General features: G+C 62.1%; 21 protein-coding genes. 10 read left to right on the top strand and 11 right to left on the bottom strand.

Going from position 1 to position 24,516, the window contains the following annotated elements:
- Positions 1-136 precede the first annotated feature (136 nt).
- From DBR46_RS18580 to fecA, 3 genes are all read left to right on the top strand, one after another.
- Positions 137-625 carry a sigma-70 family RNA polymerase sigma factor gene (locus DBR46_RS18580; protein ID WP_124527350.1) on the top strand — a complete coding sequence of 163 codons (489 nt, stop codon included), beginning with the start codon at positions 137-139 and terminating at the stop codon, positions 623-625.
- Positions 622-1,563, top strand: a complete 942-nt coding sequence (locus tag DBR46_RS18585) for a FecR domain-containing protein (protein WP_124527351.1) — start codon at positions 622-624, stop codon at positions 1,561-1,563. Before DBR46_RS18580 ends, DBR46_RS18585 begins: the two co-directional genes overlap by 4 nt.
- A gap of 90 nt (positions 1,564-1,653) precedes the next feature.
- Positions 1,654-3,990 (top strand): TonB-dependent Fe(3+) dicitrate receptor FecA, encoded by a 2,337-nt coding sequence (gene fecA, locus DBR46_RS18590; protein WP_124527352.1) that lies wholly within the window; start codon positions 1,654-1,656, stop codon positions 3,988-3,990.
- A 136-nt stretch (positions 3,991-4,126) separates the two neighbouring features.
- Here fecA and DBR46_RS18595 read toward each other — a convergent pair whose 3' ends face one another.
- Positions 4,127-4,999: a LysR family transcriptional regulator gene (locus tag DBR46_RS18595; protein ID WP_124527353.1), complete on the bottom strand. Its 873-nt coding sequence runs from the start codon at positions 4,997-4,999 to the stop codon at positions 4,127-4,129.
- A gap of 106 nt (positions 5,000-5,105) precedes the next feature.
- Here DBR46_RS18595 and DBR46_RS18600 point away from each other — a divergent pair, with 106 nt between their 5' ends.
- A complete protein-coding gene (locus DBR46_RS18600; protein WP_124527354.1) occupies positions 5,106-6,620 on the top strand; it encodes an MFS transporter in 1,515 nt (504 codons plus the stop codon).
- 53 nt (positions 6,621-6,673) lie between these two features.
- Here the strand turns inward: DBR46_RS18600 and DBR46_RS18605 are convergent, their stop codons facing one another.
- A complete protein-coding gene (locus tag DBR46_RS18605) occupies positions 6,674-7,084 on the bottom strand; it encodes an HPF/RaiA family ribosome-associated protein (RefSeq protein ID WP_017736189.1) in 411 nt (136 codons plus the stop codon).
- Between the two features lie 212 nt (positions 7,085-7,296).
- Entirely contained in the window at positions 7,297-8,244 is a 948-nt protein-coding gene (locus DBR46_RS18610; protein WP_124527355.1) for a LysR substrate-binding domain-containing protein, read from the bottom strand.
- Positions 8,245-8,382: 138 nt separating this feature from the next.
- Here DBR46_RS18610 and DBR46_RS18615 point away from each other — a divergent pair, with 138 nt between their 5' ends.
- From DBR46_RS18615 to DBR46_RS18625, 3 genes are all read left to right on the top strand, one after another.
- Positions 8,383-9,759, top strand: coding sequence for an L-serine ammonia-lyase (locus DBR46_RS18615; protein WP_124527356.1), 1,377 nt, complete (start codon positions 8,383-8,385; stop codon positions 9,757-9,759).
- 60 nt (positions 9,760-9,819) lie between these two features.
- Complete coding sequence (locus tag DBR46_RS18620) at positions 9,820-11,112, top strand: serine/threonine transporter (protein ID WP_124527357.1); 1,293 nt, start codon at positions 9,820-9,822, stop codon at positions 11,110-11,112.
- Positions 11,113-11,362: 250 nt separating this feature from the next.
- On the top strand, positions 11,363-11,677 hold the full coding sequence (locus tag DBR46_RS18625; RefSeq protein ID WP_124527358.1) for a DUF3509 domain-containing protein: 315 nt from the start codon (positions 11,363-11,365) through the stop codon (positions 11,675-11,677).
- On the opposite strand, the gene DBR46_RS18630 is transcribed toward DBR46_RS18625, so the two are convergent.
- Positions 11,674-12,162, bottom strand: a complete 489-nt coding sequence (locus DBR46_RS18630; protein ID WP_124527359.1) for a phosphate-starvation-inducible protein PsiE — start codon at positions 12,160-12,162, stop codon at positions 11,674-11,676. The genes DBR46_RS18625 and DBR46_RS18630 overlap by 4 nt on opposite strands.
- 250 nt (positions 12,163-12,412) lie before the next feature.
- Between DBR46_RS18630 and DBR46_RS18635 the strand changes: the two genes are divergently transcribed.
- Positions 12,413-12,673, top strand: coding sequence for a YebG family protein (locus tag DBR46_RS18635; RefSeq protein WP_010564043.1), 261 nt, complete (start codon positions 12,413-12,415; stop codon positions 12,671-12,673).
- A gap of 55 nt (positions 12,674-12,728) precedes the next feature.
- Here DBR46_RS18635 and DBR46_RS18640 read toward each other — a convergent pair whose 3' ends face one another.
- Positions 12,729-13,748 (bottom strand): Glu/Leu/Phe/Val dehydrogenase dimerization domain-containing protein, encoded by a 1,020-nt coding sequence (locus DBR46_RS18640; RefSeq protein WP_124527360.1) that lies wholly within the window; start codon positions 13,746-13,748, stop codon positions 12,729-12,731.
- A gap of 187 nt (positions 13,749-13,935) precedes the next feature.
- On the opposite strand from DBR46_RS18640, the gene DBR46_RS18645 reads away from it, so the two are divergent.
- Positions 13,936-14,739, top strand: coding sequence for a SirB1 family protein (locus tag DBR46_RS18645; protein WP_124527361.1), 804 nt, complete (start codon positions 13,936-13,938; stop codon positions 14,737-14,739).
- A gap of 115 nt (positions 14,740-14,854) precedes the next feature.
- Here the strand turns inward: DBR46_RS18645 and DBR46_RS18650 are convergent, their stop codons facing one another.
- From DBR46_RS18650 to hmgA, 4 genes are all read right to left on the bottom strand, one after another.
- Positions 14,855-16,225 (bottom strand): aromatic acid/H+ symport family MFS transporter, encoded by a 1,371-nt coding sequence (locus DBR46_RS18650; RefSeq protein ID WP_124527362.1) that lies wholly within the window; start codon positions 16,223-16,225, stop codon positions 14,855-14,857.
- A 92-nt stretch (positions 16,226-16,317) separates the two neighbouring features.
- Entirely contained in the window at positions 16,318-16,953 is a 636-nt protein-coding gene (gene maiA, locus DBR46_RS18655; protein ID WP_124527363.1) for a maleylacetoacetate isomerase, read from the bottom strand.
- Positions 16,954-16,966: 13 nt separating this feature from the next.
- Positions 16,967-18,253, bottom strand: coding sequence for a fumarylacetoacetase (gene fahA, locus DBR46_RS18660; protein ID WP_124527364.1), 1,287 nt, complete (start codon positions 18,251-18,253; stop codon positions 16,967-16,969).
- A gap of 3 nt (positions 18,254-18,256) precedes the next feature.
- A complete protein-coding gene (hmgA, locus tag DBR46_RS18665; RefSeq protein ID WP_124527365.1) occupies positions 18,257-19,540 on the bottom strand; it encodes a homogentisate 1,2-dioxygenase in 1,284 nt (427 codons plus the stop codon).
- A 120-nt stretch (positions 19,541-19,660) separates the two neighbouring features.
- On the opposite strand from hmgA, the gene DBR46_RS18670 reads away from it, so the two are divergent.
- Positions 19,661-20,440: an IclR family transcriptional regulator gene (locus tag DBR46_RS18670; protein WP_124527366.1), complete on the top strand. Its 780-nt coding sequence runs from the start codon at positions 19,661-19,663 to the stop codon at positions 20,438-20,440.
- A gap of 1 nt (position 20,441) precedes the next feature.
- On the opposite strand, the gene dacB is transcribed toward DBR46_RS18670, so the two are convergent.
- Both dacB and DBR46_RS18680 read right to left on the bottom strand, forming a co-directional pair.
- A complete protein-coding gene (gene dacB, locus DBR46_RS18675; RefSeq protein ID WP_124527367.1) occupies positions 20,442-21,872 on the bottom strand; it encodes a D-alanyl-D-alanine carboxypeptidase/D-alanyl-D-alanine-endopeptidase in 1,431 nt (476 codons plus the stop codon).
- 98 nt (positions 21,873-21,970) lie between these two features.
- The gene (locus DBR46_RS18680) at positions 21,971-24,391 is read right to left on the bottom strand and encodes a TonB-dependent receptor (RefSeq protein WP_124527368.1); all 2,421 of its coding nucleotides are present in this window, start codon (positions 24,389-24,391) and stop codon (positions 21,971-21,973) included.
- Positions 24,392-24,516: the final 125 nt, after the last annotated feature.

The raw sequence follows: 24,516 nt of genomic DNA on the forward strand, positions 1-24,516 counted from the left end.
ATGATAAATATTCTCATAAGCAAAACAGAACGGATGAAACACCGCTGCTGGCGGATTGCCGAACCGTATCGGTCCGCCTACAATGCGAACAATTCTTGTTCTCTAAAGCATGCGAAATGCTTGTGGAGTGATTGCGTTGCAGCCGTCCAACACCGTCGAAGTTCTGTACAACGACCATCACCACTGGCTCACCGGCTGGTTGCGACGCAAGCTCGGCTGCCCGGAAAGCGCTGCCGACCTGGCGCAAGACACCTTCATCCGCGTGCTCACCGCCCGTGAAACGCCGACGTTGATCGAACCCCGCGCCTTCCTTACCACCGTGGCCAAGCGCGTGCTGTTCAACTTCTACCGCCGCCAGGACATGGAGCGCGCCTACCTCGACGCCCTCGCGCAGATGCCCGAACACGTGGCGCCCTCGGAAGAAGAACGCGCCATCATCCTGCAAACCCTGGTCGAGCTGGACCAATTGCTCGACGGCTTGCCCACCCAAGTCAAACGCGCCTTCCTGCTGGCCCAGCTCGATGGCCTGACCTACGCGCAAATCGGCGCGGAATTGGGCATCTCCATCGCCACCGTCAAACGCCACCTGAATAAAGCGGCCATGCGCTGCTACTTTGCCCTATGAGTTTCTCCACTCAAGTCGCCGAACAAGCCGTGCATTGGCTGATGGAAATGCAGCAAGGCAGCCTCAACCCGCGCCAGCACGCGGCGTGGCAGCACTGGCTGAATGCCCACAGTGAACACCAGCGCGCCTGGGACCATATGCAACGCGTCAACCAGCGCCTGCGCGGCATGCCCTCGCCCCTGGCCCATGCGGCGTTGAACGCGCCAACCTCCACCAGCCGGCGCCAGGCCCTCAAACTGCTGCTGATTCTCGGCGCCGGTTCGGCCGCGGCCTGGAGCCTGCGCCAGCAACATATCCTGCCGCCGCTGACCGCCGACTACCGCAGCCCGGTGGGCCAACGGCGCAAGGTGCAACTGGCCGACGGCAGCCAGTTGCACCTCAACACCGGCAGCGCGGTGGATGTGCACTTCGACGGCCAGCAACGCCTGATCCGCCTGCTCGAAGGCGAGATCCTGCTGACCGGCGTCAAAGGTCCTGCACCGCTCAAGGTCTTGACCGGCCAAGGTCTGCTCAGCAGCCAGGCTGCACGCCTGAATGTGCGCCAGTTCAACGACCATACCCAGTTGGCGGTCCTCGACGGCCACGTTGACGTGATGCCCAACACCTACAGCGGCCTGCCGCTGACCGTCGACGCCGCGCACCAGGTCAACTTCACCCGCAAAGGCTGGGACACCCCGCGCGCCACCGACGCCAACAGCGGCGCCTGGGCCGATGGCATGTTGGTCGCAGCCCACATGCGCCTGGAAGATTTCCTCAGCGAACTGGGCCGTTATCGCCGTGGCCAGCTCAATTGCGACCCACAAGTCGCCAACCTGTTGATCTCCGGCAGCTACCCACTGGACGACAGCGAGCGCATCCTCGACCTGCTCACCGTGAGCTTGCCGGTCAAGGTGCGGCGCTTTACCCGCTATTGGGTGACCGTCGAGGCCCGCGCCTGAGATTATTTTCAAACCTTGTGAGCCGTTTTCCACACCTCGCGTGACAGAGAAGGAAAGCCACCTTGATCCTTCCTTCTCAGGACGCTCTTCATGCCCCAGCAACCGACGCTTCTTGCCCGCTCCCTGCGCCAGCTCCTACTCGGCGCCAGCTTGAGTCTTACCGTGCTGCCTGCGGTGATGGCGGCTGACGCCAAGCCCTATCACATCGCACCGACCTCGCTGGAAACCGCCCTGAACCAGTTCGGCCGCGAAGCCGGTGTGCTGATTTCCTTCGGCTCGGAAGTCACCGCTGGCATGCAGAGCCATGGCCTGTCCGGCAACTACAGCGCCGCCGAAGGCCTGCAAAAACTGCTGGAAGGCACCGGCCTGCAAGCCCGCGCCGAAGGCGACAATGCCTACAGCCTGCAGTCGGCCAATGCGCCGGCGACCATCGAGTTGGGTACCTCCAGCGTGGTCGGCGACTGGCTCGGCGACGCCGCGCAAACCAACGTCTTCGAACACCCCGGCGCCCGTGACGTGATCCGCCGCGAAGAGTTCGAACGCCAGGGCGCCACCCAGGCCCGCGATGTGCTCAACCGCATCCCCGGCGTCAACGCCCCGGAAAACAACGGCACCGGCAGCCACGACATGGCGCTGAACTTCGGCATTCGCGGTCTCAACCCACGCCTGGCGTCGCGCTCCACCGTGCTGATGGACGGCATCCCGGTGCCCTTCGCACCCTATGGCCAGCCGCAGTTGTCATTCGCGCCAATCAGCATGGGCAACATGGACGCGGTGGACGTGGTGCGCGGCGGCGGCGCCGTGCGTTATGGCCCGCAAAACGTCGGCGGCGTGGTCAACTTCGTGACCCGCGCGATCCCGGATGCGCCCACGGTCAAAGGCGGCTTCCAGACCGAAACCAGCCCGTCGTCCAGCCATGATGGCTTCAAGACTACCGGCAACCTGCTGGCCGGCGGCACTGCCGACAACGGCCTGGGCGGCGCGATCCTGTACTCCGGCACCCGTGGCGGCGACTGGCGCGAAAACAGCAACACGCGCATCGACGACCTGATCCTCAAGGGTAAATACCAGCTGGACGAGGCCAACAGCTTCAACGCCATGGCGCAGTACTACGAAGGCCAGGCGGATATGCCCGGTGGTTTGAACGTCAAAGACTACAAGGCTGATCCGTATCAGTCCACCCGTCCCTACGACAAATTCTGGGGCCGCCGTACGATGTTCAACGCCGGTTACCGCTACCAGGAAGACCGCCGCGAATTCACCGTGAACACCTTCTTCACCACCACCCTGCGTAACGGCTACCTGGACCAGACCCGCTTCCTGTCCCTGTCGCCCCGCGAATACTGGGTGCGTGGCCTGGAAACCCGCTTTGCCCAGGGCTTCGACCTCGGCAACACCAGCCACGAAGTCGGCGTGGGCTATCGCTATATCAACGAAGCCGGCCACGAGTTGCGCTACACCACGCCGATCTCGGCCAACCAGCAGATCCCCACCACCAACAGCAAGAACGACCGCGACACCCGTGGCAGCACCGAAGCCAATGCGTTCTTCATCGACGACCGTATTGATATCGGCAAGTGGACCATCACACCGGGCGTGCGCTACGAGATGATCAAGTCCGAGCAGACCGACCACATAAACAACCTCAACTACAAAGGCAACTACAACACCGCGTTGCCGGCGTTGAACGTGCTCTACCACCTCACCGACAACTGGAACCTCTACGCCAACACCGAAGGTTCGTTCGGCAGCGTGCAGTACAGCCAGATGGCCAAACGCGTGCCCAAAGGCCAGGTCAAACCGGAAAAAGCGCGCACCTGGGAAATCGGCACACGCTACGACGACGGCACCTTGCGTGCAGAAATCGGCGCGTTCCTGATCAACTTCGACAACCAGTACGAAAGCAACCAGACCGATGACTCGGTGATCGCCCGTGGCGAAACCCGCCACCAGGGCATCGAGAGCAGCATCAACTATGCCCTCGACGGCTTGAGCCCGGCCCTCGCCGGTTTTGATGTGTACGCCAGCTACGCCTACGTCGATGCGACCATCCGCGAAGACGGCCCGAACAAAGGCAACCGCGTGCCCTTCTCGTCCAAGCACAAAGGCACCCTGGGCGTGGGTTACACCGAAGGGCGCTGGAAACTCAATGTGGACAGCAGCTACCAGAGCAGCCAGTTCGCCGACAACGCCAATACCGAGCAGGAAAATGCTGACGGCAATACCGGACGTATCCCTGGCTACATGCTGTTCAGCAGCCGTGCGGCGTATGACTTTGGCCCGCAGTTGTCGGATTTGAACGTCGCCGTGGGCGTGAAAAACATCTTCAACAAGCAGTACTTCACCCGCTCGTTCGACGATAACAACAAGGGCAAGTACGTCGGCGAGCCGCGCACGGTGTACGTGCAGACCTCCATCGCGTTCTAACCACATAAACCCCTGTGGCAGGGGAACTTGTTGTGGCGAGGGAGCTTGCTCCCGCTGGACTGCGCAGCAGTCCCATTCGTTTAAACAATGAGTGGGGCCGCTTCGCGACCCAGCGGGAGCAAGCTCCCTCGCCACATTAGCTACCCGCCAGGCAACTGGGGGTCGCGGCGACCAATGCGTCGATGGCGCAGCGGGTCTTGGCCGGCATATGCGGTGCGGTCGGCCAGATCACGTGGATCGGCGAAGGCTGTTCACGGTAGCCCGGCAGCACCGCTTCCAGTTGCCCACGCAGGACGTAATGGGCAATCAACCAACTCGGCAACCAGGCCAGTCCGACGCCCGCGATGGCGGCATCGGCCACGGCCTGGAGGTCGTCCAGTACCAGCGGTGCTATCAGCCGTGAGCGATGCGGGCTGTTGGTTCTGTAGGCAATCTCCCGACGGCCCGCCAGATCATCGATAGATTCGATGTGCCCCACACGTTGCAGGTACGCCGGCGATGCGGCGAGGCCCATGGCTTGCTCCCCCAGGCGGCGAGCGCTGAGACGATCGGTGTCGGGCAACGGGCCGATACGCACGGCAATATCGAAGCCTTCCTGCGTCAAGTCGATCGTACGGTCAGAGAAGCACACCTCGATCTCCAGTTCCGCATAACGATCCAGCAAGCCCCATAACGCAGGCGCCGCATAGTGATGCCCGAACGCCAGCGGCACGCTTGCCCTTAACCGTCCGCGCGGTTGTTGCCGCCCGCTTTCCAGCACCGATTCGGCCGCCTCCAATTCCGCCAAGGCGCGCAGGCAATGCTCGTAGTACGCCTGCCCGTCTTCTGTCAGATGCTGACGACGGGTAGAACGCTGCAACAGGCGCGTGCCCAGGCGTGCTTCCAACCGCGCCAAACCTTTGCCCACCGCCGAACGGGTGAGGTTCAGGCGCTCGGCGGCTTCCGTCAGGTTGCCGCTTTCCACCACTTGCAGAAACAGTTCAACGCCATCAAAACGTGGGGTGCCCATGAGTCAATTGTCGCCCTTGATTCCCTTATCAACGGAAAACTTATCACGAATAAAGAAATGTATTCCCCTGAAAATAGCCCGACTTCACTATGACCAGGAGAATCCCATGCCACCCGCCGCCACCTTATCCGCCGCCAACCCACCGCGCGCCGCAAGAGACCGCCTCGCCCTCACTGCCGTGTGCCTGGTGGCGCTGATGTTCGGGCTGGAAGTCTCCAGCGTGCCGGTCATCCTGCCCACCCTCGAACAGCAACTGGGCACCGGTTTCCAGGACGCCCAATGGATCATGAATGCCTACACCCTGGCCTGCACCAGCGTACTGATGGCGGCGGGCACCTTGGCGGATCGTTTCGGCCGGCGGCGCATGCTGGTGTTGTGCCTGTGGCTGTTTGGCCTGGCCTCGCTGGCGTGTGGCTTGGCCAACGATGCTTCCACGCTGATTGCCGCACGTTTCGTACAAGGTATCGGCGCTGGGGCGATGATGATCTGTCAGTTTGCGATTCTGTCGCACCAGTTCCGCGAACCGGCGACGCGCGCACGCGCCTTTGCGGTGTGGGGTGTGATCGCAGGCGTCGGGCTGGGCTTCGGGCCGATGGTCGGTGCGTTGATCCTGGCGGTGGCGGACTGGCGCTGGGTGTTTCTCGTGCATGTACCGCTGACGCTTCTTACATTGGGATTGCTGCACGTCAGCGTGCAGGAATCCCGCGACCCGGCCGGTCATCGCCTGGATATCGCCGGCATGCTGACCTTGACGCTGGCGGTGTTCGCCTTGGTGTACTTCATCACCCAGGGCAGCGAACACGGCTTCGGCACCCCGGCCATGCTGGGTTGGGCGGGCCTGTCACTGCTCGGCCTGGTGCTGTTCATGATTATCGAGAAGCGCAGCGCACATCCGATGTTTGATTTCTCGGTGTTCCGCATCCAGCGTTTCAACGGAGCCCTGATGGGTTCCATCGGCATGAACTTCAGCTTCTGGCCGTTCATGATCTACCTGCCGCTGTACTTCCAGGCCGGCCTGGGCTACGACACCCTCACCACCGGCGTCGCCTTGCTCGCCTACACCTTGCCGACCTTGCTGGTGCCGCCGCTGGCCGAACGCCTGGCCCTGCGTTATGGCGCCGAGCGCATCATTCCCCTGGGGCTGGGCTTGATGGGTGCGGGGTTCTTGAGCATGGCTGCCGTCAACACTGCGGCGCAGCCGAGCATCGTGCTGGTGCTGGTCAGCTGCGTGATAGCCGGCGTGGGCTTGGCGTTGACCAACTCGCCAACCACCAACACCACCACCGGCTCGGTCTCTGCCGACCGCGCGGGCATGGCTTCGGGCATCGATCTCAGTGCGCGGTTGATCACGCTGGCGCTCAGCATCGCGTTGATGGGGCTGGTGCTGTTGCTGGGCATCGGCCATCAACTGGCTATTGTGTTGCCCGCAAGCACGGCATTGGATTGGCCCGTCATCAGCCAGGACATTGCGGCGGGCAAGCTGACGGCGTCCATGGGACTGTCGTTGGCCGACGCCCAGGCCGCACTGCGTCACGGCGCAGGTTGGGCGATGCTGTTCGCGGGGATCGGTGCAGGCGGGTTGGCGTTGTTGAGCGGGTACTTCTTCCGACGGAACCACTAAACGCAAACGGGCCTGCAAATGCAGGCCCGTTCTCAGTGGGATGGAAAAAACTGTCAGCTATTGAGTGCAGCGTTTTCGTTTTCCAGGAATTCCTCTTCAAGCGCGTCATCATTCACGCTTTTCGCTGGCTGGGGTTTCGCGGCAGCGCGGGGCTTGCCTTGCAGTTTGCCAAACAGATGCTCCAGCGCATGGTCCAGCTTGGTGGCAGCACCGTCGATCGCCTGTTCCAGGGTATCGGCCTTGTGCAGTACCGAGAGCGGCTGATGGCCTTTTGGCCGTGCTTCCAGGCGGCAGCTCAAATCGTGGGGACCGGGCTTGTCGCCGTTCTCATCCCGCAGGTAGACCTCAACGCGGGTCAGGTCCTCTTCGTAACGTTCGAGCGTGCTTTCAATGGTAGTACGTACCCACTCCTCCAGTCGGATGCTGCTTTCAATATGGTTATCGCTATTGACTTGGATTTGCATAGTTTTTCCCTTATTTCAGCTAGCTCGCGAGAGGTCACAACTGCAACACCGATGCGGTGAAACCATGACCTCTTGACTACACAATTGAGCAGTCAGCCGAACAATTCAACCCCTTTTCAAAGATAAATCCCACATTACAAATTAACCCTGACTACGATCAAAAACGCTGTTAGGGTGGGGAGTTAGTTACAACTTCCTACGCCCAGCAATCCTCACAATTGCCCGTCGCCCAACGGGTGCAATCCGCGAAAAATCGCCGCTTCTTCCACCAGCCAATCATGCACCGCACGCACGCCCGGGTGGCTCAGCGCGCCTGGCGCATACAGCAGCACATAACGTTTATGGTTGGGCACAGCCACGCCGAACGGCACGATCAAGGTGCCGCGTTCCAGTTCGTCGTTGAGCAAGGTGCGTCGCGCAATGGCCACGCCCATGCCGGCGATGGCGGCTTCGATGGTCAGGTGATTGCGGTTGAAGGTGTGCCCACGGCGCACGTCGGCTTCGTGATAGCCGATGGCATTCAGGTAGAACTCCCACTCCGCGTATTCATAACTCCCACGCCAGGCGGTGATGTCGTGCAGCAGCGGAAAATGCGCCAGATCCGCCGGCCCATGCAACGGCGGTCGCCCACGCAGCAGGCTCGGCGCACACACCGGAAAAATCTGCTCGTCCAGCAAGGCTGTGGATAACAGGCCGGGGTAGCTGCCGTCGTTCAAGTCGATGGCCAGGTCGAAGTCGCCCTCGTGCAGGGCGATGCTGCTGTCTTCGGCGACCATGCGCAGTTGAATGTCCGGAAAACGTTGCTGCAAACGCGGTAAACGCGGGGTCAACCATTTGCCGAGAAACGACGGGATCGAGCGCAGGCGCAAGGTGCCGCTGATCATCCCCGCGTCCAGCCGCTGCAACTCGGCATCGATGCTGCCGTAGGCCTCCCCCACCGTCGCCGCCAACCGCTGCCCTTCGGCGCTGAGTTCCACCCCCCGTGCGCGGCGATGGAACAAGCGAAAACCCAGGCGCTCCTCCAACTGGCGAATCTGCTGGCTCACCGCCCCCGGCGTGATGTGCAGTTCTTCGGCGCAGCGGGTGAACGACAAATGCCGCGCAGCGCAGGAGAAAACGTGCAACCAGACGTAGGTCTGGCCATGGAGGGGACGGGTCATAAGGGTTTAGTCCTGCTAAAGGGTGTCTTAGGATAATTCGTTGGTCAGTGCCGATCCAGAGGCTCAGTATCGCGCCAATTGCGCTCGTCCTACAAAACATGGCAGCGATTCCTACTCCATTGCTTGTAAGGCTTTAGCATGGCTATCAGTGTTTTTGATCTATTCAAGGTGGGCATCGGCCCGTCCAGCTCCCACACCGTCGGCCCGATGCGGGCGGCGGCGACCTTTGCCCAAGCCCTGATCGACCAACAACTGCTGAGCGACACCCGCCGCGTTGAAGTGCGCCTGTACGGCTCGCTGTCCGCCACCGGGGTCGGCCATGCCACTGACCGTGCCTGCGTCATGGGGCTGATGGGCGAGTGGCCGGACCAAGTCGATCCCACCTCGATCAATACCCGTATCCAGCACCTGCGCGAATCCGGCCGGCTGTTGCTCGCCGGCCTTCAGGACATTGCCTTCAACTGGCAAAGCGACCTGCTGCTGCTGGATGAAAGCCTGCCCTACCACCCCAACGCCATGTCCCTGCACGCCTACGGCGACAGCGGCCTGTTGAGCGAACAAACCTATTACTCGGTGGGCGGCGGTTTCATCATCGAAGCGGCTGAGGCTGAATCGGGTATTGCGCCGACCAGCGACGTGCAATTGCCCTACGACTTTTCCAGCGCCGTGGAACTGCTGGCCCTGTGCAACAAGCATGGCCTGCGGGTTTCCGAACTGATGATGGCCAACGAGCGCGCCTGGCGCAGCGACGAACAGATCCGCAGCGGCCTGCTGCATATCTGGTCGGTGATGCGCGAGTGCGTGGAACAAGGCCTGCGCGATGAAGGCATCTTGCCGGGCGGCCTGGATGTGCCGCGCCGCGCCGCGAAATTGCACCGCAGCCTGTTGGAAATCGGTAAACCGAACGTCATCACGTCGACCTTGTCGGCAATGGAATGGGTCAACCTGTTCGCCCTCGCCGTCAACGAAGAAAACGCCGCGGGCGGGCGCATGGTTACCGCACCGACCAACGGCGCGGCGGGGATTATCCCGGCGGTGCTGCATTACTACATGAAGTTCAACCCCGAAGCGTCGGATGACGACGTGGTCAATTTCTTCCTGGCCGCTGCCGCCGTCGGCATCCTGTGCAAGAAAAACGCCTCAATCTCCGGCGCCGAAGTTGGCTGCCAGGGCGAAGTCGGCTCGGCCTGCGCCATGGCCGCCGCCGGTTTGGCCGATGTGCTCGGCGCCACCCCGGAGCAACTGGAAAACGCCGCCGAAATCGGCCTGGAGCACAACCTCGGTCTGACCTGCGACCCGGTCGGCGGCCTGGTCCAGGTGCCGTGCATCGAGCGCAACGCCATCGCCGCCGTCAAGGCGATCAACGCCACGCAAATGGCCCTGCGCGGTGACGGCAAACACTTCATCTCCCTCGACCGGGTGATCCGCACCATGCGCGATACCGGTGCCGACATGCATGACAAATACAAAGAAACTTCACGGGGCGGCCTGGCCGTGAGCTGGGTGGAATGCTGAGGAGCATTCCCTGACCGTCCCAACGTGAGCCCGCGCAAAAATAATAACGAGGCAATAACGATGACCGATGTACGTACACCTGCTGCCGAAAATCCTGCTGAAACCGCAACAACGACCGTGAGCAAAGGCTGGACCAAACACGACACCACCTGGATGCTCGGCCTTTACGGCACTGCCATCGGGGCGGGCACCCTGTTCTTGCCGATCAACGCCGGTGTCGGCGGTTTCTGGCCGCTGATCGTGCTGGCGCTGCTGGCCTTCCCGATGACCTTCTTCGCCCACCGTGGGCTGACGCGCTTTGTGCTGTCGGGCAAATCCGGCGACATCACCGAAGTGGTCGAAGAACACTTCGGCGTCGGTGCGGGCAAACTGATCACCCTGCTGTATTTCTTTGCCATCTTCCCGATCCTGCTGGTGTACAGCGTGGCGCTGACCAACACGCTGAGCAGTTTCATGGAACACCAACTGCACATCGCCCCGCCGCCCCGGGCGATCCTGTCGCTGGTGCTGATCCTCGGCCTGATGGCGATTGTGCGTTGCGGCCAGGGCGTGATCGTCAAGGCCATGAGCGTGCTGGTATACCCGTTTGTCGCCGCCCTGCTGTTGCTGGCATTCAGCCTGATCCCCAACTGGAACGGCGCGTTCTTCGCCTCGGCCGGTGATGGCATGCCCATGCCGCTGTTCTTCAAGACCCTATGGCTGGCGATCCCGGTGATGGTGTTTTCCTTCAACCACTCGCCGATTATCTCGGCGTTCGCCGTCGATCAAAAACGCGTGTACGGCGCGCAGGCCGAGCGCAAGAGCAGCGGCATCCTTGCCACCGCCCACGGCATGATGGTGCTGACGGTGATGTTCTTCTGCTTCAGCTGCGTGCTGGCCCTGTCGCCGGCTGACCTCGCGGCCGCCAAGGCGCAGAACATTTCGATCCTGTCGTACCTGGCCAACCACTTCCAAACGCCAGTGATTGCCTACGCCGCACCGTTGATCGCGCTGGTGGCCATTACCAAATCCTTCCTTGGCCACTACATCGGCGCCAGCGAAGGTTTCCAAGGCTTGATCGTCAAATCCCTGCGCGGGCGCAACCGCTCGATGTCGGCCAAATGGCTGGAGCGTTCCACCGCGATCTTCATGGTGTTGACCTGCTGGGCCGTGGCCACTTTCAACCCAAGCATCCTCGGCATGATCGAGACCATGGGCGGGCCGATCATCGCGTGCCTGTTGTTCCTGATGCCGATGTACGCGATTCGCCGCGTGCCATCGCTGCGCCAATATTCGGGCCAGGTGTCGAATGTGTTTGTGGTGGTGATTGGGCTGATTGCGCTGTCTGCGATCGTTTTTTCGGTATTGCCCTGAAACAACGCACAAACCTGAAGAACAACACTGAATGAATGTGGGAGCGGGCTTGCTCGCGAATGCGGTACATCAGCCAAGTATTCATTGACTGATCCACCGCATTCGCGAGCAAGCCCGCTCCCACAGGGGTGCTGTACGGCACGGCCCTTGCTGTACAGGGAATGAGGGAAATGGCCGGTGGTCAGTCAATGCGAACTAATCCCGACACCGGCCGTCAATGACTGCATGTTCTTATCAGGCGGTACGCACCATGGACAATCCTTTTCAGATCATCACTGACACCTTCACACCCGACTACCGCGTCAACCTCAGCATCCAACGGCTGGATGGCAGCATCATGCTCACCCTCTCCAACGAAGCGGGCGTGGTGGCCAAGCGCATGATCAGCGCCGAACAACGCAACGACCCGCAACGGCTCAAACGCCTGGTGCAAAGCATCCAATTCGGCATCGCCATCGAGCAGGGCCACAGCGCCATGGAGATCCTGGCGGTGATGACCGACGGCGATCACAAACTGTTGCAGCGCCCGCCGGCGCGAGCGCTGCCCTTCAGCGTCGGGCTTTAAAGCTCGCCCTTCTCGGTTTCCAGGTTCGCTTCGCCTTTGCGACGCGGACCATCGACCTTCACCGAGGGGAACGCCGACGAGGCGTAACGCACCACCAGGATCGAGAACGCCAACAGCAGAATCCCACCGCACAGGTAGATGATGCCTACGTCTGGCGGGTTGTGGTGGGACACGTTGGAGATCAGCAGACGCGTCAACGCGGTGATTGCCACGTAGATCAGGAAGCGCACGGGCATGTGGTTGGTCTTGAAATAAATCCCGACCATCGCGCCCAATTCCAGGTAGATGAACAGCAGCAAGATGTCATCGATCTTGATATGCCCGTTCTCCAGCATCCCCAAAAATTCCATCACCGCCGCCCAGGCCGTCACCGCACCAATGGCGAACAGCGCCAGGTAGTGGAACGACTCGACAAACAGGTTACCCAGGGACTCGGCCAGTTCATGCACGTTCTGGCGCAGCCTTTCGGCCCAGTTGATTTTCACGATGATGCTTCCTTAGGTCGGCTCGACCGGATAATGCGGGTTGGACGTGACGGTTGTTCTGCATGCAGAAAAAAGGCCAGACACTGTTAGGTGAGATGATGGCGGGGTGACATGAGACACTTCAAACCTGTATTTACGGGCTACAGTAAAAAACTGCTACCCAAACCCCACGGTTTGGCTTACCCTTTTAGCTGTATATAAATACAGTAGTCGCAAAAGACAACTATCGTGAAGGCATGTGAGGTGGTGAATGGCCGTCGAAGTGGTATACCGCAGCAGCCGAGATCTGGAGCGTTTGTTCATGGATAAAGCCGAAGCTGACCGTCATGACAAGATGCTTGAACTCGCTGAGTTGCTCGCAGAAGTGTTGCAAAAAGCCGTGCCGTCGTTGAGCGAGCAGCAGGTGGAGGAAGCCGGGATCTACATGGCGAAGAACCGCGATGTGTTTGCCAAGGCGTTCAAGAGCCAACCGGACGCGCTGTCCGAGTTGCTGAACCCGCCGGCGGAATAAAGCCCGAATTGAACAGGCCCTGAATCATGGATTCAGGGCCTTTTTAATGCGTGGGTTATTTGTAGAGCAGGCGCTCAGCCAGTTCGTCCGCCACCCGCGCAGGGCTGCGTTTTTCGGCTTGGGCGTGGGCGAAGATTTCCGTCAGGCGCGTGCCGATTTTCGACAGGTGCGCGGTGATATCGGGCAGGTCTGCGCCGTTGTGCTTGAGGGCGACGTAGATCAGACCGCCGGAATTGATCACGTAGTCGGGGGCGTAGAGGATGCCGCGTCCTTCCAGTTGGTCGGCAATGTCCAGGTTGGTCAGCTGCGCGCTGGCCGAGCCGGCGACGGCGGCGCAGCGCAGTTGGCCGACGCTCTGGCGGTTGAATACGGCGCCGAGGCCACAGGGCGCGAGGATGTCGCAGGGGGTGCTGAGCAAAGCGTCGTTGGCGATGGGATGCGCGCCAAGCTGTTCCATGGCCAGTTGCACCTTGCCGTGGTCGATATCGCTCACCAGCAACTCGGCACCGGCCGCGTGCAGTTGTTCGGCGAGGGCGAAACCGACGTTGCCCAGGCCCTGGACCGCCACACGCAAGCCTTCGAGGTTGTCACTGCCCAGGCGCGCCATGGCGGTGGTGCGGATGCCGGTGAACACGCCCATCGCAGTATGGGAGGAAGGATCGCCGGCGGCGGTGGTGCTGGTGACGAAACGCGTGTGCTGGGCGATGCAGTCCATGTCGGCCACTGAGGTGCCGCTGTCGATGGCGGTGATGAAGCGACCGTCGAGGTTTTCGACACAGCGGCCGAATGCTTCAAACAATGCGGCGCGGCTTTCCACGTGCACCGGGCGAAGGATCACTGCCGTGCCACCGCCCACCGGCAAACCGGCCAGGGCGGCTTTGTAGCTCATGCCTTGGGCCAGGCGCGCGGCATCGGCCACGGCGCTTTGGTCGTCGGGGTAAGCGAGGTAGCGACAGCCGCCCAAGGCGGGCCCGAGGCGGCTGTTATGGATGGCGATGACCGCCTTCAGCCCGGTGACCGGATCGACGCTCAGGTGCAGCGATTCAAGGCGGGTGCTGTGCATGAGCGCAAACATCGTCAAGCTCCCGAATCACTTCTGGTAGTGGCCCAAGTATAGGCTTGCGGTAGAAATCCGACGGACTACGCTGGAATAAGCCGTGCGTTTTTGTAGGTCACGCGACATAAGCAAGCAGGATATTTTCCAAGCTACTGGACGAAAATTCCCAGCAAGGCTAAAACGGGAGCATCCGCCGGAGAATGCAATGAATCCCCGCACCGCCTTTTTCGCCTGCCTGGAACGTTCGCCCCCTGCGCTGTTTGAAGCAGCCCTGTGGATTGCCGCCGAGCACGACCCCACTGTGCAGCCGTTGCTGATCCTGCAGGAACTGGCGGTGCTGCAACAGCAAGTCAGCGTGGCAATGCCCATGCTGCCGGCGGATGAACTGGGCCAGCCGTTGCTGCGGCGCCTGAATGACCTGGGGTTTGCCCAGGACGACTTCACCCCGCTGCGCCCCGCCGCTGCCCTGTTGGATAAAGTGCTGATACGCAAGCGCGGGCAACCCCTGGTGATGGGGCTGATCGCACTGGAACTGGCGCGACGCCTGCACATCCCGATGGTCGGCGTGAATTTCCCCGGGCACTTCCTGCTGCGGGTGCCCGGCGCCGATCACCTGCTGGACCCCTGCGGCGGCCGGCGCCTGTACCCCAACGATTGCCGCGAACTGCTGCAACGCCAATACGGCCCCAACCTCAAGCTGCAGGCCGAGCACCTGCACAGCGCCGACCCGCGGTCGATCCTGCAACGGCTGTCGCGCAACCTGCGCCAACTGCACCTGGCCAATGACGCGCCGCTGGAAGCCTTGGTGGATGCCGAACGCGTGCTGGAGCTGGGCAATGCCAGCGCCGCCGACTATCTGGCGCGGGCCAGCCTGTACCAGCGGCTGGATTGTCCCAATGCCGAGCGTTTTGATCTTGAACATGCATTGATGCTCAGTGAAGACCCGATCCAGCGCCTGCGTTTGACCGAGCGATTGGGCCATTTGCCACCCAACTCAGTGGTGCACTGAAAATAAACAGTGTGGGAGCTGGCTTGCCTGCGATAGCGGTGGGTCAGCCACTACATTGTTGACTGTTGCACCGCTTTCGCAGGCAAGCCAGCTCCCACATTTGATCTGCGGCGAATCAGTGATTGATAGGCGCTTTGAGAATGTCGCCATGCAACGGACTCCCAGGCTCACTTGGGCCCGGTGATCTCACTTGAATAATCAACAACGCCGCCATCACCGCTGGAATCGCGCAAAAGAAAAAAATCTGCTGCACCGGAATATGCATCGCCAATAACAGGCTGCCAAACAGCGGCCCCAGAATCGAGCCAAACCGCCCCACTCCCAGCGCCCAGCCTGTTCCGGTGGCGCGTACGTGCGCCGGATAGAAGTTGCTGGCGAAGGCATTCAGGGTCAGTTGCCCGCCAATGATGCAGAACCCGGCGGCAAACACGCAGGCCACCAGATAACGCGGATTATCGTGATTCAAGCCGAGCAGGACGGTGCACAACGCAGCGGTCGCCAACACACCAGACAGCAAGCGCACTTTGCTTTTCAAACGATCGGCAAACCAGGCCATGCCGATGGCGCCCACGGTGCCGGCAAACAGGAACATCGAGGTCACCAGGTTGGCTTCCTTGAGCGCCAGGCCACTTTCCAATAGCAGCGACGGCAACCAGCTGATCATGAAGTACAGCAGGATCAGGCTGACAAAAAACGTCGCCCAAATCAGCAAGGTCGGGCGTGCATAGCCATTGCGGAACAGCTCCACCACCGTCAGTTTGCTGCCCTGCTCCTGTAGGTTTTCTGCCGTGCTGGCCAGCGGTGCCTGCCAACCGGGCAACATGCGCGTGGTGACCTGGTGCAAGCGTGCATAGGGCGGCGCATCCCGCAGCAAGCGTGGCAATGACTCCGGCAGCAGCCACAGCAGAAACGGGAACAGCAGCAACGGCGTCACGCCACCGGCGAGGAACACCGCCTGCCAGCCGAAGCTGTCGATAAACCCTGCGGCCACAAACCCGCCTGCCGCGCCGCCAAACGAGAAGCCACACGCGGCCAGTGTCACCATCAAGGTGCGCAGGCGCGGCGGTGAGTAATCCGACATCAGCGCCATGGCGCTGGGCATGGCGCCGCCCATGCCGATGCCGCAGATAAAACGCGCGGCCATCAGGCTGGTCAGTGAGTTGGCGAACACCATCAATAGGGTGAGGCTGGCGTAGATCAGCACGCAGCCCAACAGGATGCGCCGCACGCCAAAGCGGTCAGCCAGCGGTGTCACCAGCAGCGAACCGAGGGTCAGCCCCAGCAGGTTGGCGCTGAAGACCGGGCCGAACGCGGCTTTTTCCAGGCCCCAATCCTTGGCCAGGGCCGGCACCACATAACCCAGCACCTGGGCGTCATAGCCATCGGTCACTAGCAACAGCGCCAGCAACAGGAGGATCAACCACTGATAGCGCGACACCGGACGGGCGTCGAGTGCCGCGCGAAAGCTGGCAATCTGATTGTGCATCGCAAGGTACCTGTCTTATTTTTATTGGAACAACGCGGATCACAATGTGGGAGAGGGCCCGCTCCCACACAAGCCCGCTCCCACATTTGTATTTAGGGGGTGTCAGGTTGATTGGCGGGGTGGGCCTGGATAAAGGCTGGATGTTGAGCGGCCAATGCGGCCACCCTTCCTATGCGCGGATACGCCACCAACGGCACCTTGAAGCGCTCCGCCGCATACAACTGCGGAATCAGAAACGCATCGGCCATGCCCGGCTGCTCACCAAAGCAATAACCCTTGTCGCCAATCAACTGCTCCACCGCGCCCAGGCCCTGGCTGATCCAATGGCCGATCCACGCCAGCACCTGCGCCTCGTCATGCCCCCACTGGCGCAGCAGGTTCTGTGTGCTGGAGTTGTGCAGCGGATGAATATCGCAACCAATGATCGACGCCACCGCGCGCTCATGGGCGCGGGTCGCCAGGTCTTTGGACAGCAGCGGCGCCTGTGGATAACGTTCGTCGAGGTACTCGATGATCGCCGGCGACTGAATCAACAGCTCGCCGTCCTCGGTGCGCAAGGCCGGCACGCGGCCCTGCGGGTTGATCGCCAGGTACTCGGGCTGGCGGTTGGCGCCACCGGCCGGCACCAGCAGGTTGACCGGCACCGCGGTGAAGTCCACCCCCTTGAGCGCCAGGGCGATACGTACCCGGTACGACGCGGTAGAACGGTAGTAGGTATAGAGTTCCATCACCCGAGCCCTCTTAACGCGCGGCGACGACCGTGCCACGGCACTCGCCAAAGCCGATGGAGGCAAAACCCTCGCGGCGGCAACGAGCGCGCAGGATGATTTCGTCACCGTCTTCAAGGAACTTGCGCACTTCGCCGGACGGCAACTCGACCACTTTCTTACCGCCTTCGGTCATTTCCAACAGGCTGCCAAACTGCCCTTCCTGCGGGCCAGACAACGTGCCGGAACCAAACAGATCACCGGCCTGCAACTGGCAGCCGTTGACGCTGTGATGCGCAACCAACTGCGCAACCGTCCAGTACATGTGCAGGCTATTGCTCAGGGCCAGGCGATGGGCCGGCAGGTTTTGTTCGCGCATCGCAGCGGTGGTCAGCAGCACTTCCAGTTCGATATCCAGGGCGCCAGCGGCCTGGTCACGTTTATCCAGCAGGTACGGCAGCGGTTGTGGATCGCCTTCGGGGCGGGCCGGCTGGGCCTTGCGGAACGGTTCCAGGGCTTCGGTGGTGACCACCCATGGCGAGATGGTGGTGATGAAGCTTTTCGACAGGAACGGGCCCAGCGGCTGGTATTCCCAGGCCTGGATGTCCCGCGCCGACCAGTCGTTGAGCAGGCAGAAACCGGCGATATGCTCGGCCGCGTCGCCAATGGCAATCGAGTCGCCCATGGCATTGCCCTGGCCGATCCAGATGCCCAGTTCCAGTTCGTAGTCCAGGCGGGCGCACGGGCCGAACGTCGGCTCAGTGTGGCCAGCAGGCAAGGTCTGGCCTTTAGGGCGGCGTACTTCTGTACCCGAAGGGCGAATGGTCGAGGCACGACCGTGGTAGCCAATCGGCACGTACTTGTAGTTCGGCAGCAACGGGTTGTCCGGACGGAACAGTTTGCCGACGTTCTGCGCATGTTCGATGCCGACGTAAAAGTCGGTGTAGTCGTTGATGCGCGCCGGCACATGCATCTGGCAATCGGCGGCGCGGTGCAGCACCTGGGCTTCACGGGATTGCAGCGGGCTGCCTTCGGCGAGCAGTTCCAACAGGCGCTCGCGCAACGCCACGCGCGGGCCACGGCCCAGTTCGAAAAACGCGTTCAGTTGGCCACCGGCAGTGGCTTCGACAGCGCGACGCGCCTCGCCTTCGAACGCGTCGATGGCCGCGTGCAGGTCAAGGATCGAATCACCGATCGCCACGCCGCTGCGCGGCGCAGAACCGTTGACGCTGAACACGCCCAGCGGCAGGTTTTGCAGGGGGAAATCGGCGTGACCGTTAGCAGAAGATACCCAACTGCGGGTAGTGGTTGGCTGAGTCATGGGTTATCTCCGGTTCGGGTTGAAAGTGGCGGGCAGCGAGGCCCAGCACGCGTCGTAAGCGGGTTGCAGTTGCGGGCAGTCCAGGGCGAACTGGGTCGGGCGCAGCACTTGGCTGGTCTCGAACATGAAGGCCATGGTGTTGTCGATCTTGTGCGGCGCCAGCTCGACGTTGATCGCCTTGGTGCAGGTTTCGCCGTCCGGGCCATGGGCGCTCATGCAGCTGTGCAGCGACGCGCCACCGGGCAGGAAGCCTTCGGCCTTGGCGTCGTAGGCGCCCTGGATCAGGCCCATGTATTCGTTCATCAGGTTGCGGTGGAACCACGGCGGCCTGAAGGTGTTCTCGGCCACCATCCAGCGCGGCGGGAAGATCACGAAGTCGAGGTTGGCCAGGCCGTGCACGCTGGTGGGCGAGGTCAACACGGTGAAGATCGACGGGTCCGGGTGATCGAAACTCACCGTGCCGATGGTGTTGAAGCGGCGCAGGTCGTATTTGTACGGCACGTTGTTGCCGTGCCAGGCCACCACGTTGAGCGGCGAATGATCGAGCTCGCAGGCCCACAGTTCGCCGAGGAATTTCTGCACCAGGGTTGTAGGCTGTTTCAGGTCTTCGTAGTGCGCCACCGGCGTAAGGAAATCCCGCGGGTTGGCCAGGCCGTTGCTGCCGATGGGGCCGAGGTCCGGCAGGCGCAGCGGCGCACCGTGGTTTTCGGCGACGTAGCCGCGCGCCTGGGCGTCCAGCAGTTCGACACGGAATTTGAGGCCACGGGGCAGCACGACAATCTCAAGCGGCTCGACGTCGAGTACTCCCAGCTCGGTGGCGATGCGCAGGCGGCCTTGCTCGGGGACGATCAACAGTTCGCCATCAGCGTTGAAGAACACCCGCTCCATCGAACGGTTGGCGCGATAGTGGTGGATGCTGATGCCTGAGGGTTTTTCCGACCCGGAATTGGCAACCATGCCGACCAGGCCGTCGATAAAGTCCGTCGGCTCAGCGGGAATCTCCAACGGGTTCCAGCGCAAGCGGTTCGGTGTCACCGCGTCCAGCGGTCCACCGGCCAGTTGCCGCTCAAGCTTGACGAACGCCGGGTGATTGGCCGACGGCTGGATGCGGTACAGCCAGGTGCGCCGGGCTTCACTGCGCACCATGGTGAAGGCCGTGCCGGAGAAGAGTTCGGTGTACAGCCCGTAGGGCGCTTTTTGCGGGGAGTTCTGGCCGACCGGCAATGCGCCAGGCAGGGCTTCGCTGGCGAATTCATTGCCGAAGCCCGACAGGTATTCGAGGTTCATGGATCATCCTCTGTGCGGAAGTTGTTTTTATCGTAATCCAGTTACGCATAACGTAATTTGATCACTATCGACCGTCAAGCTATAAAGACGCCCATTCATCTCTCGGATTCTCGCCCCTCCATGGAAAAGCCCCGCGACACCGGTAAACAGAAAGTCCGCTCGGCCGAAGTGGGCACCGATATCCTCAAGGCCTTGGCCGAACTGTCGCCGGCCACTTCGCTGTCGCGCCTGGCCGAGCATGTGCAGATGCCCGCGAGCAAGGTGCATCGCTATTTGCAGGCGTTGATCGCCTCGGGGTTTGCCGAACAGAACACCGCCACCAACCATTACGGCCTCGGCCGCGAAGCGTTGCGCGTGGGCCTGGCGGCGCTGGGCAGCATGGACGTGTTGAAGGTCGGCGCCCTGCCCCTGGCCGAGCTGCGCGATGAGCTGAATGAAACCTGCTTCCTGGCGGTATGGGGCAATCAGGGCGCAACCGTAGTGCATATCGAGCCCGCCGTACGTGCGATCACCGTGGTGACGCAACTGGGTTCGGTGTTGCCGCTGCTCAGTTCGTCCACTGGATTGGTGTTCAGCGCCTTCCTGCCGTCGCGGGAGACGGTGGATTTAAGGGCGCGCGAGATCGAGGCCGGGATCGCCCATGCCCTGGCCGACGATCAGGCCTACGCCACTACGTGCGAACAGATCCGCAACCGTGGCCTGCACTTTGTGCATGGCTTGCTGATGCCGGGTGTGGATGCGTTGTCGGCGCCGGTGTTCAACGCCGTCGGGCAAGTGGCGGCGGTGATGACCGTAGTCGGCCCCACCTCACTGTTCCACGCCGATGAAGACGGCCCGGCGGCGCAGCACTTGCTGGCGGCGACCCGGGCCGTGAGTTGGCGCATGGGTTATCAGCCCTGAGTCACCAGTTGGCCAGGGTCAGCGCGACGCGGTTTTCCAGGGCCTTGATCTGCGCGCCACTGGCCAGGTAATTGTTGCTGATCATCGAGAACACCAAGCGGCGCCCGTGGGCGTCGGTGATGTAGCCCCCCAATGAGGAGACGCCGGCCATGGAGCCGGTCTTGGCGTGCAGGTTATTCGCCGCCGGGGTTTCGCGCAGGCGAAAGCGCAGGCTGCCACCGGTCATGCGCTCGCGGTTGCCGGCAATCGGCAGCGCGTTGTACCAGGCGTCGAACCAGGGCTGTTTGCTCGCGGCCAACATCAGGTCGGTGAGCGCTTGCGAAGACACCAGGTTCATCCGCGACAGGCCCGAGCCGTCCACCTGCCTCAACATCGTCGTATCCAGCCCCTGGCGCTGCATGAAGCCCGCCACCGCCGCCACGCCTGCCGACGCTGTCCCGCTATTCGACGCTTTGCGGCCCATGGCCTTGAGCAAGGCTTCGGACATATTGTTGTTCGACAGCTTGAGCAGCGGCGAAATCAGTTCCTGTAACGGCGCCGACTGGTGCTCGGCCAGCACACTCGCCGTGGCCGGGCTTGCGCCGCCCATCACGCGACGACCGAGCACGGTGATGCCCTGCTGCGCCAGCGCCTGCTCGAACAGGTTGGCGACCAACTGCGTCGGTTCCCACACACTCACCAGTTGCCGGCTCTGCTTGCCCGGTGCCACGGCACCGCTGAGTTGCAACAGGTTGGTGCCGTGGCGACGGTTGATCCCATAGGTGTTGCCCGGCCCGCTGATGGCGCGGTTGCTCAGTTGCAGGTAGTCGGTGGGCGGAAAGATCGTCACCGCCACCGGCTGGCCAGTCCGCACCGGCGCCTTGGCCGTGACCAGCACGGTGCCTGCATCAAAATCCGCATTGGGTGACACGGTCAGCGCCGAAATCTGCGCGCCGTAGTAGGTGCTTTCGTCATCGTGGGACCAATCGACGCCCAGTCGCTCAGCGTCAAACCAAGTGTCATCGAACACCAGGTCGCCCTGCACCTGGCGGATGCCTGTGCTCGCCAGTTGTGCGGCCAGGGCCTGGTAGTCGGCGAATTGCAGGGTCGGGTCACCCAGGCCGCGCAGGTAGAGGTTGCCGCTGAGGCGCTCGCCCTGCTGCACACCGCTGCTCAACAGTTGGGTGGCAAATCGGTACTGCGGGCCGAGCACATCCATCGCCGCCGCGGTGGTCAGCAACTTGAGGTTGGAGGCCGGCACCAGCCGCGTGCGCGGATTGTGCTGATAGAGCGTGGTGCCACTGCGGGCATCGCGCACCGTCAGCGAAACCGTGGCGCCGTGCAGCGCCGGGTCGGCCAGCAGTTGGTCGAGGGACGTGGTTTGCGAAACGCTGGCGCAGCCATTCAGCAGCAACAGCAGTGCGCTGGTGTAGATCAACTTTGCAAATTGCATCGGTGCTTTGTTTCCGCGAGAAATCAGTGCGGCAACGCTACCAGCTCACTCCCCCTGTGGCGAGGGAGCTTGTCGAATCGTCGCCACAGGGGTCAGGCTTAGAACTCCAGCGTGCTGGACACCGAGAACTGCCGCGCATCCCCAATCGACACAAACAGGCGGCTGGCCGCCGAGGTGTAGTAGGTGCGGTCGAACATGTTCTTCACGTTGAGCTGGAACTTGACCTTTTGCCCGTCAATCTTGGTGTCGTAGGTGGCAAACGCGTCCGCCACGGTGTAGCCCGGCAGGGTGAAGTCGTTGGCCGCGTCACCTGCGCGCTCGCCGACGTAGCGTGCACCAGTGCCCACACGCAACTGGTCGCCGCCGAAAATGCTGCCGAAGTCATAGGCCACCGACAGCGAGCCGGTGTGCTTGGCGACGTTTTGCAGGCGGTTGCCTTCCAGGGTCGGGTCCTTGTCCTTGACGTCTTCGGCGTCGGTGTAGGCGTAGCTGCCGATCAGGCTCCACTGGTCGGTCAACTGGCCGCTGGCGTCCAGTTCCAGGCCACGGGAGCGGACTTGGCCGGCAATGCTGTAGATGGTGTTCGCGCCGGAACCGACGGAGACCAGCACATTGCGCTTGTCGATATTGAACAGCGCCGCACTGGCGGTGATGCGCCCAGGAATATCGAGCTTGGCCCCCAGTTCCCAGGACTTGGATTTCTCCGGCGTCAGGTCGCCAGTCAAGGTGCTGCCATCGGCCAGGGCGGCGATGGTGGAGTTGGGCTTGAACGATTCGGTGTAGCTGCCGTAGAACGACAGCTCGTCGGTATAGCGATACACCAGGCCCGCACGCGGCACCCAGGCCTGGCCGTTGCCGTTGGTGTTGGCTTTGAATGGCACGCCCTTGCCGGCGTACTGGTCATACATCTGGTAGCGCGCACCGGCGACGAAGATCCATTGGTCGGTGAGGTGGATCGCATCCTGGAAGAACAGCGAGTCGCTGCGCAGCAGGTCAGTCTGGGCACTGTCGGCGGCGCTGACGGTGGTACCGGCGACTTCGTTGCCGTAGACCGGGTTGTAGTAGTTGAAGCTGCTGCGCGAGTTCTGCCGGATCAGGTCGGCGCGGTAGATCTTGCGGTATTCGTCGTCCATGCCGAACACCAGGTCGTTCTGCAGGCCAAACACATTGATCTTGCCTTCGAGGCTGGCGGTGGTGAAGCGGTCGGTGGTGATCGCGCCCTTGGTGCCGTCCATCTTGCGGGTCAGGGTGCCGTCGGCCGCCACCGCGCTGACACGCACTTGGCTGGCGTCGTAGGTCTCGCGGTTCCAGCTGTAGCCGAAGTGGGCTTTCCAGTCGTCGTTGAGGTCGTGGTCGGCTTCGAAGCGGTACAGGTCGGAGCGGCCTTCCATATTGTTGAAGGGCTCATCCAGACGGCGGGTGGACGGGATGTCCAGCGGGTGGTTGGACTTGTCGATGGCGGTGCCACGGTCGAACGGCGAGAGAAACTCGCGGTGCTCGTAGGCAAACAGCAACTTGGTATTGTCGCCGTACCAGGCCAGGGACGGCGCCACCAGCGTTTCGCGGTGGGTGCCGAAGTTGCGCCAGTAGTCTTCGTCTTCATGGTCGACGATCAGTCGATAGGCCAGGCCGCTGTCACCGATCGGGCCGGTGGTGTCGAGGCTGCCGCCGCTGCCGTTCTTGCCGTCGCCAAAGGTCGAGCCGCGCACGGTCAGGGCGGTGGACTGCACCAGTTCCGGCTTTTTGCTGACGATATTGACCACGCCGCCCGGGTCCTGGATGCCGTACAGCAACGACGACGGGCCCTTGAGCACTTCGACGCGCTCGGCGGTGGCGTTCAACGCACGGCCCTGCACCACGGGCATGCCGTCGCGCATGATCGAGCCGTTACGGTTATCGCCAAAGCCGCGCAGCATCACCGCGTCCTGGGTGCTGGCGAGGGTGTTGGCCTGGGTGATGCCGCTGATATTGCCGAGGGCGTCATCCAGGTTGCGCGGGGTCTGGTCGCGCAGCACTTGGGCCGGGACGACGTTGACGGTTTGCGGGGTTTCCAGCAGCAGCGCCTTGGAGCGCATCACCGAGCTGGTGGGCGGCGGCTGGTAGCTGGTGCTGTCCTGGGTCTGCTGGCCGACACCGCTAATGGTGGTGGCGCCGAGGTTGACCGCGCCTTCAGTGGGCGCAGGTTCCAGTGCGAGGGTGCGTGCGTCGATCTGGCGGAAAGTAAAGCCGGAGTTGCCGAGCAGACGTTGCAGAGCCTGGGTAGCGCTCATCTGCCCGCTGACGGCTGGAGCCTTGAGGCCGTACGGCGCTTCATCGGTGTAGATCACGCTGATCCCGGTGACCCGGCTGAAATCGCTCAGGGCCTGGGGCAGCGGTTTGGCTGCCAGGGCGAAGTTGAACTGGGCGCTTTGTTGCTCTTGCGCCTGCGCCACGCAGAGGGGCAGCAATGCCAACCCCGAGACTGCCAATACCGAGGCTCCCAGCCACTGTTTAACCAAACCGCCCGCCGTCGACTTCATGCTGTGAGAACCCGTGTAGAAAACGCTGTTAATGCGAATTGATCGCAGTTTCAAGCACTACACGGATGGGCCGCAGGTTTACCTCACATAAAATTCAAAATATTTCCGAGAACAATACGCGGAGC

The sequence above is a fragment of the Pseudomonas sp. KBW05 genome (assembly GCF_003852405.1).
GTDB lineage: Bacteria > Pseudomonadota > Gammaproteobacteria > Pseudomonadales > Pseudomonadaceae > Aquipseudomonas.

Bases quoted from the DNA above. Each gene is read 5' to 3' on its own strand.
- DBR46_RS18670 (WP_124527366.1), top strand. From the start codon at position 19,661: ATGGAAAAGCCCCGCGACACCGGTAAACAGAAAGTCCGCTCGGCCGAA.
- DBR46_RS18620 (WP_124527357.1), top strand. From the start codon at position 9,820: ATGACCGATGTACGTACACCTGCTGCCGAAAATCCTGCTGAAACCGCA.
- DBR46_RS18650 (WP_124527362.1), bottom strand. From the start codon at position 16,225: ATGCACAATCAGATTGCCAGCTTTCGCGCGGCACTCGACGCCCGTCCG.
- hmgA (WP_124527365.1), bottom strand. From the start codon at position 19,540: ATGAACCTCGAATACCTGTCGGGCTTCGGCAATGAATTCGCCAGCGAA.
- DBR46_RS18585 (WP_124527351.1), top strand. From the start codon at position 622: ATGAGTTTCTCCACTCAAGTCGCCGAACAAGCCGTGCATTGGCTGATG.
- DBR46_RS18605 (WP_017736189.1), bottom strand. From the start codon at position 7,084: ATGCAAATCCAAGTCAATAGCGATAACCATATTGAAAGCAGCATCCGA.
- fahA (WP_124527364.1), bottom strand. From the start codon at position 18,253: ATGACTCAGCCAACCACTACCCGCAGTTGGGTATCTTCTGCTAACGGT.
- dacB (WP_124527367.1), bottom strand. From the start codon at position 21,872: ATGCAATTTGCAAAGTTGATCTACACCAGCGCACTGCTGTTGCTGCTG.
- DBR46_RS18610 (WP_124527355.1), bottom strand. From the start codon at position 8,244: ATGACCCGTCCCCTCCATGGCCAGACCTACGTCTGGTTGCACGTTTTC.
- DBR46_RS18625 (WP_124527358.1), top strand. From the start codon at position 11,363: ATGGACAATCCTTTTCAGATCATCACTGACACCTTCACACCCGACTAC.
- DBR46_RS18595 (WP_124527353.1), bottom strand. From the start codon at position 4,999: ATGGGCACCCCACGTTTTGATGGCGTTGAACTGTTTCTGCAAGTGGTG.
- maiA (WP_124527363.1), bottom strand. From the start codon at position 16,953: ATGGAACTCTATACCTACTACCGTTCTACCGCGTCGTACCGGGTACGT.
- DBR46_RS18640 (WP_124527360.1), bottom strand. From the start codon at position 13,748: ATGTTTGCGCTCATGCACAGCACCCGCCTTGAATCGCTGCACCTGAGC.
- DBR46_RS18645 (WP_124527361.1), top strand. From the start codon at position 13,936: ATGAATCCCCGCACCGCCTTTTTCGCCTGCCTGGAACGTTCGCCCCCT.
- DBR46_RS18635 (WP_010564043.1), top strand. From the start codon at position 12,413: ATGGCCGTCGAAGTGGTATACCGCAGCAGCCGAGATCTGGAGCGTTTG.
- fecA (WP_124527352.1), top strand. From the start codon at position 1,654: ATGCCCCAGCAACCGACGCTTCTTGCCCGCTCCCTGCGCCAGCTCCTA.
- DBR46_RS18600 (WP_124527354.1), top strand. From the start codon at position 5,106: ATGCCACCCGCCGCCACCTTATCCGCCGCCAACCCACCGCGCGCCGCA.
- DBR46_RS18680 (WP_124527368.1), bottom strand. From the start codon at position 24,391: ATGAAGTCGACGGCGGGCGGTTTGGTTAAACAGTGGCTGGGAGCCTCG.
- DBR46_RS18615 (WP_124527356.1), top strand. From the start codon at position 8,383: ATGGCTATCAGTGTTTTTGATCTATTCAAGGTGGGCATCGGCCCGTCC.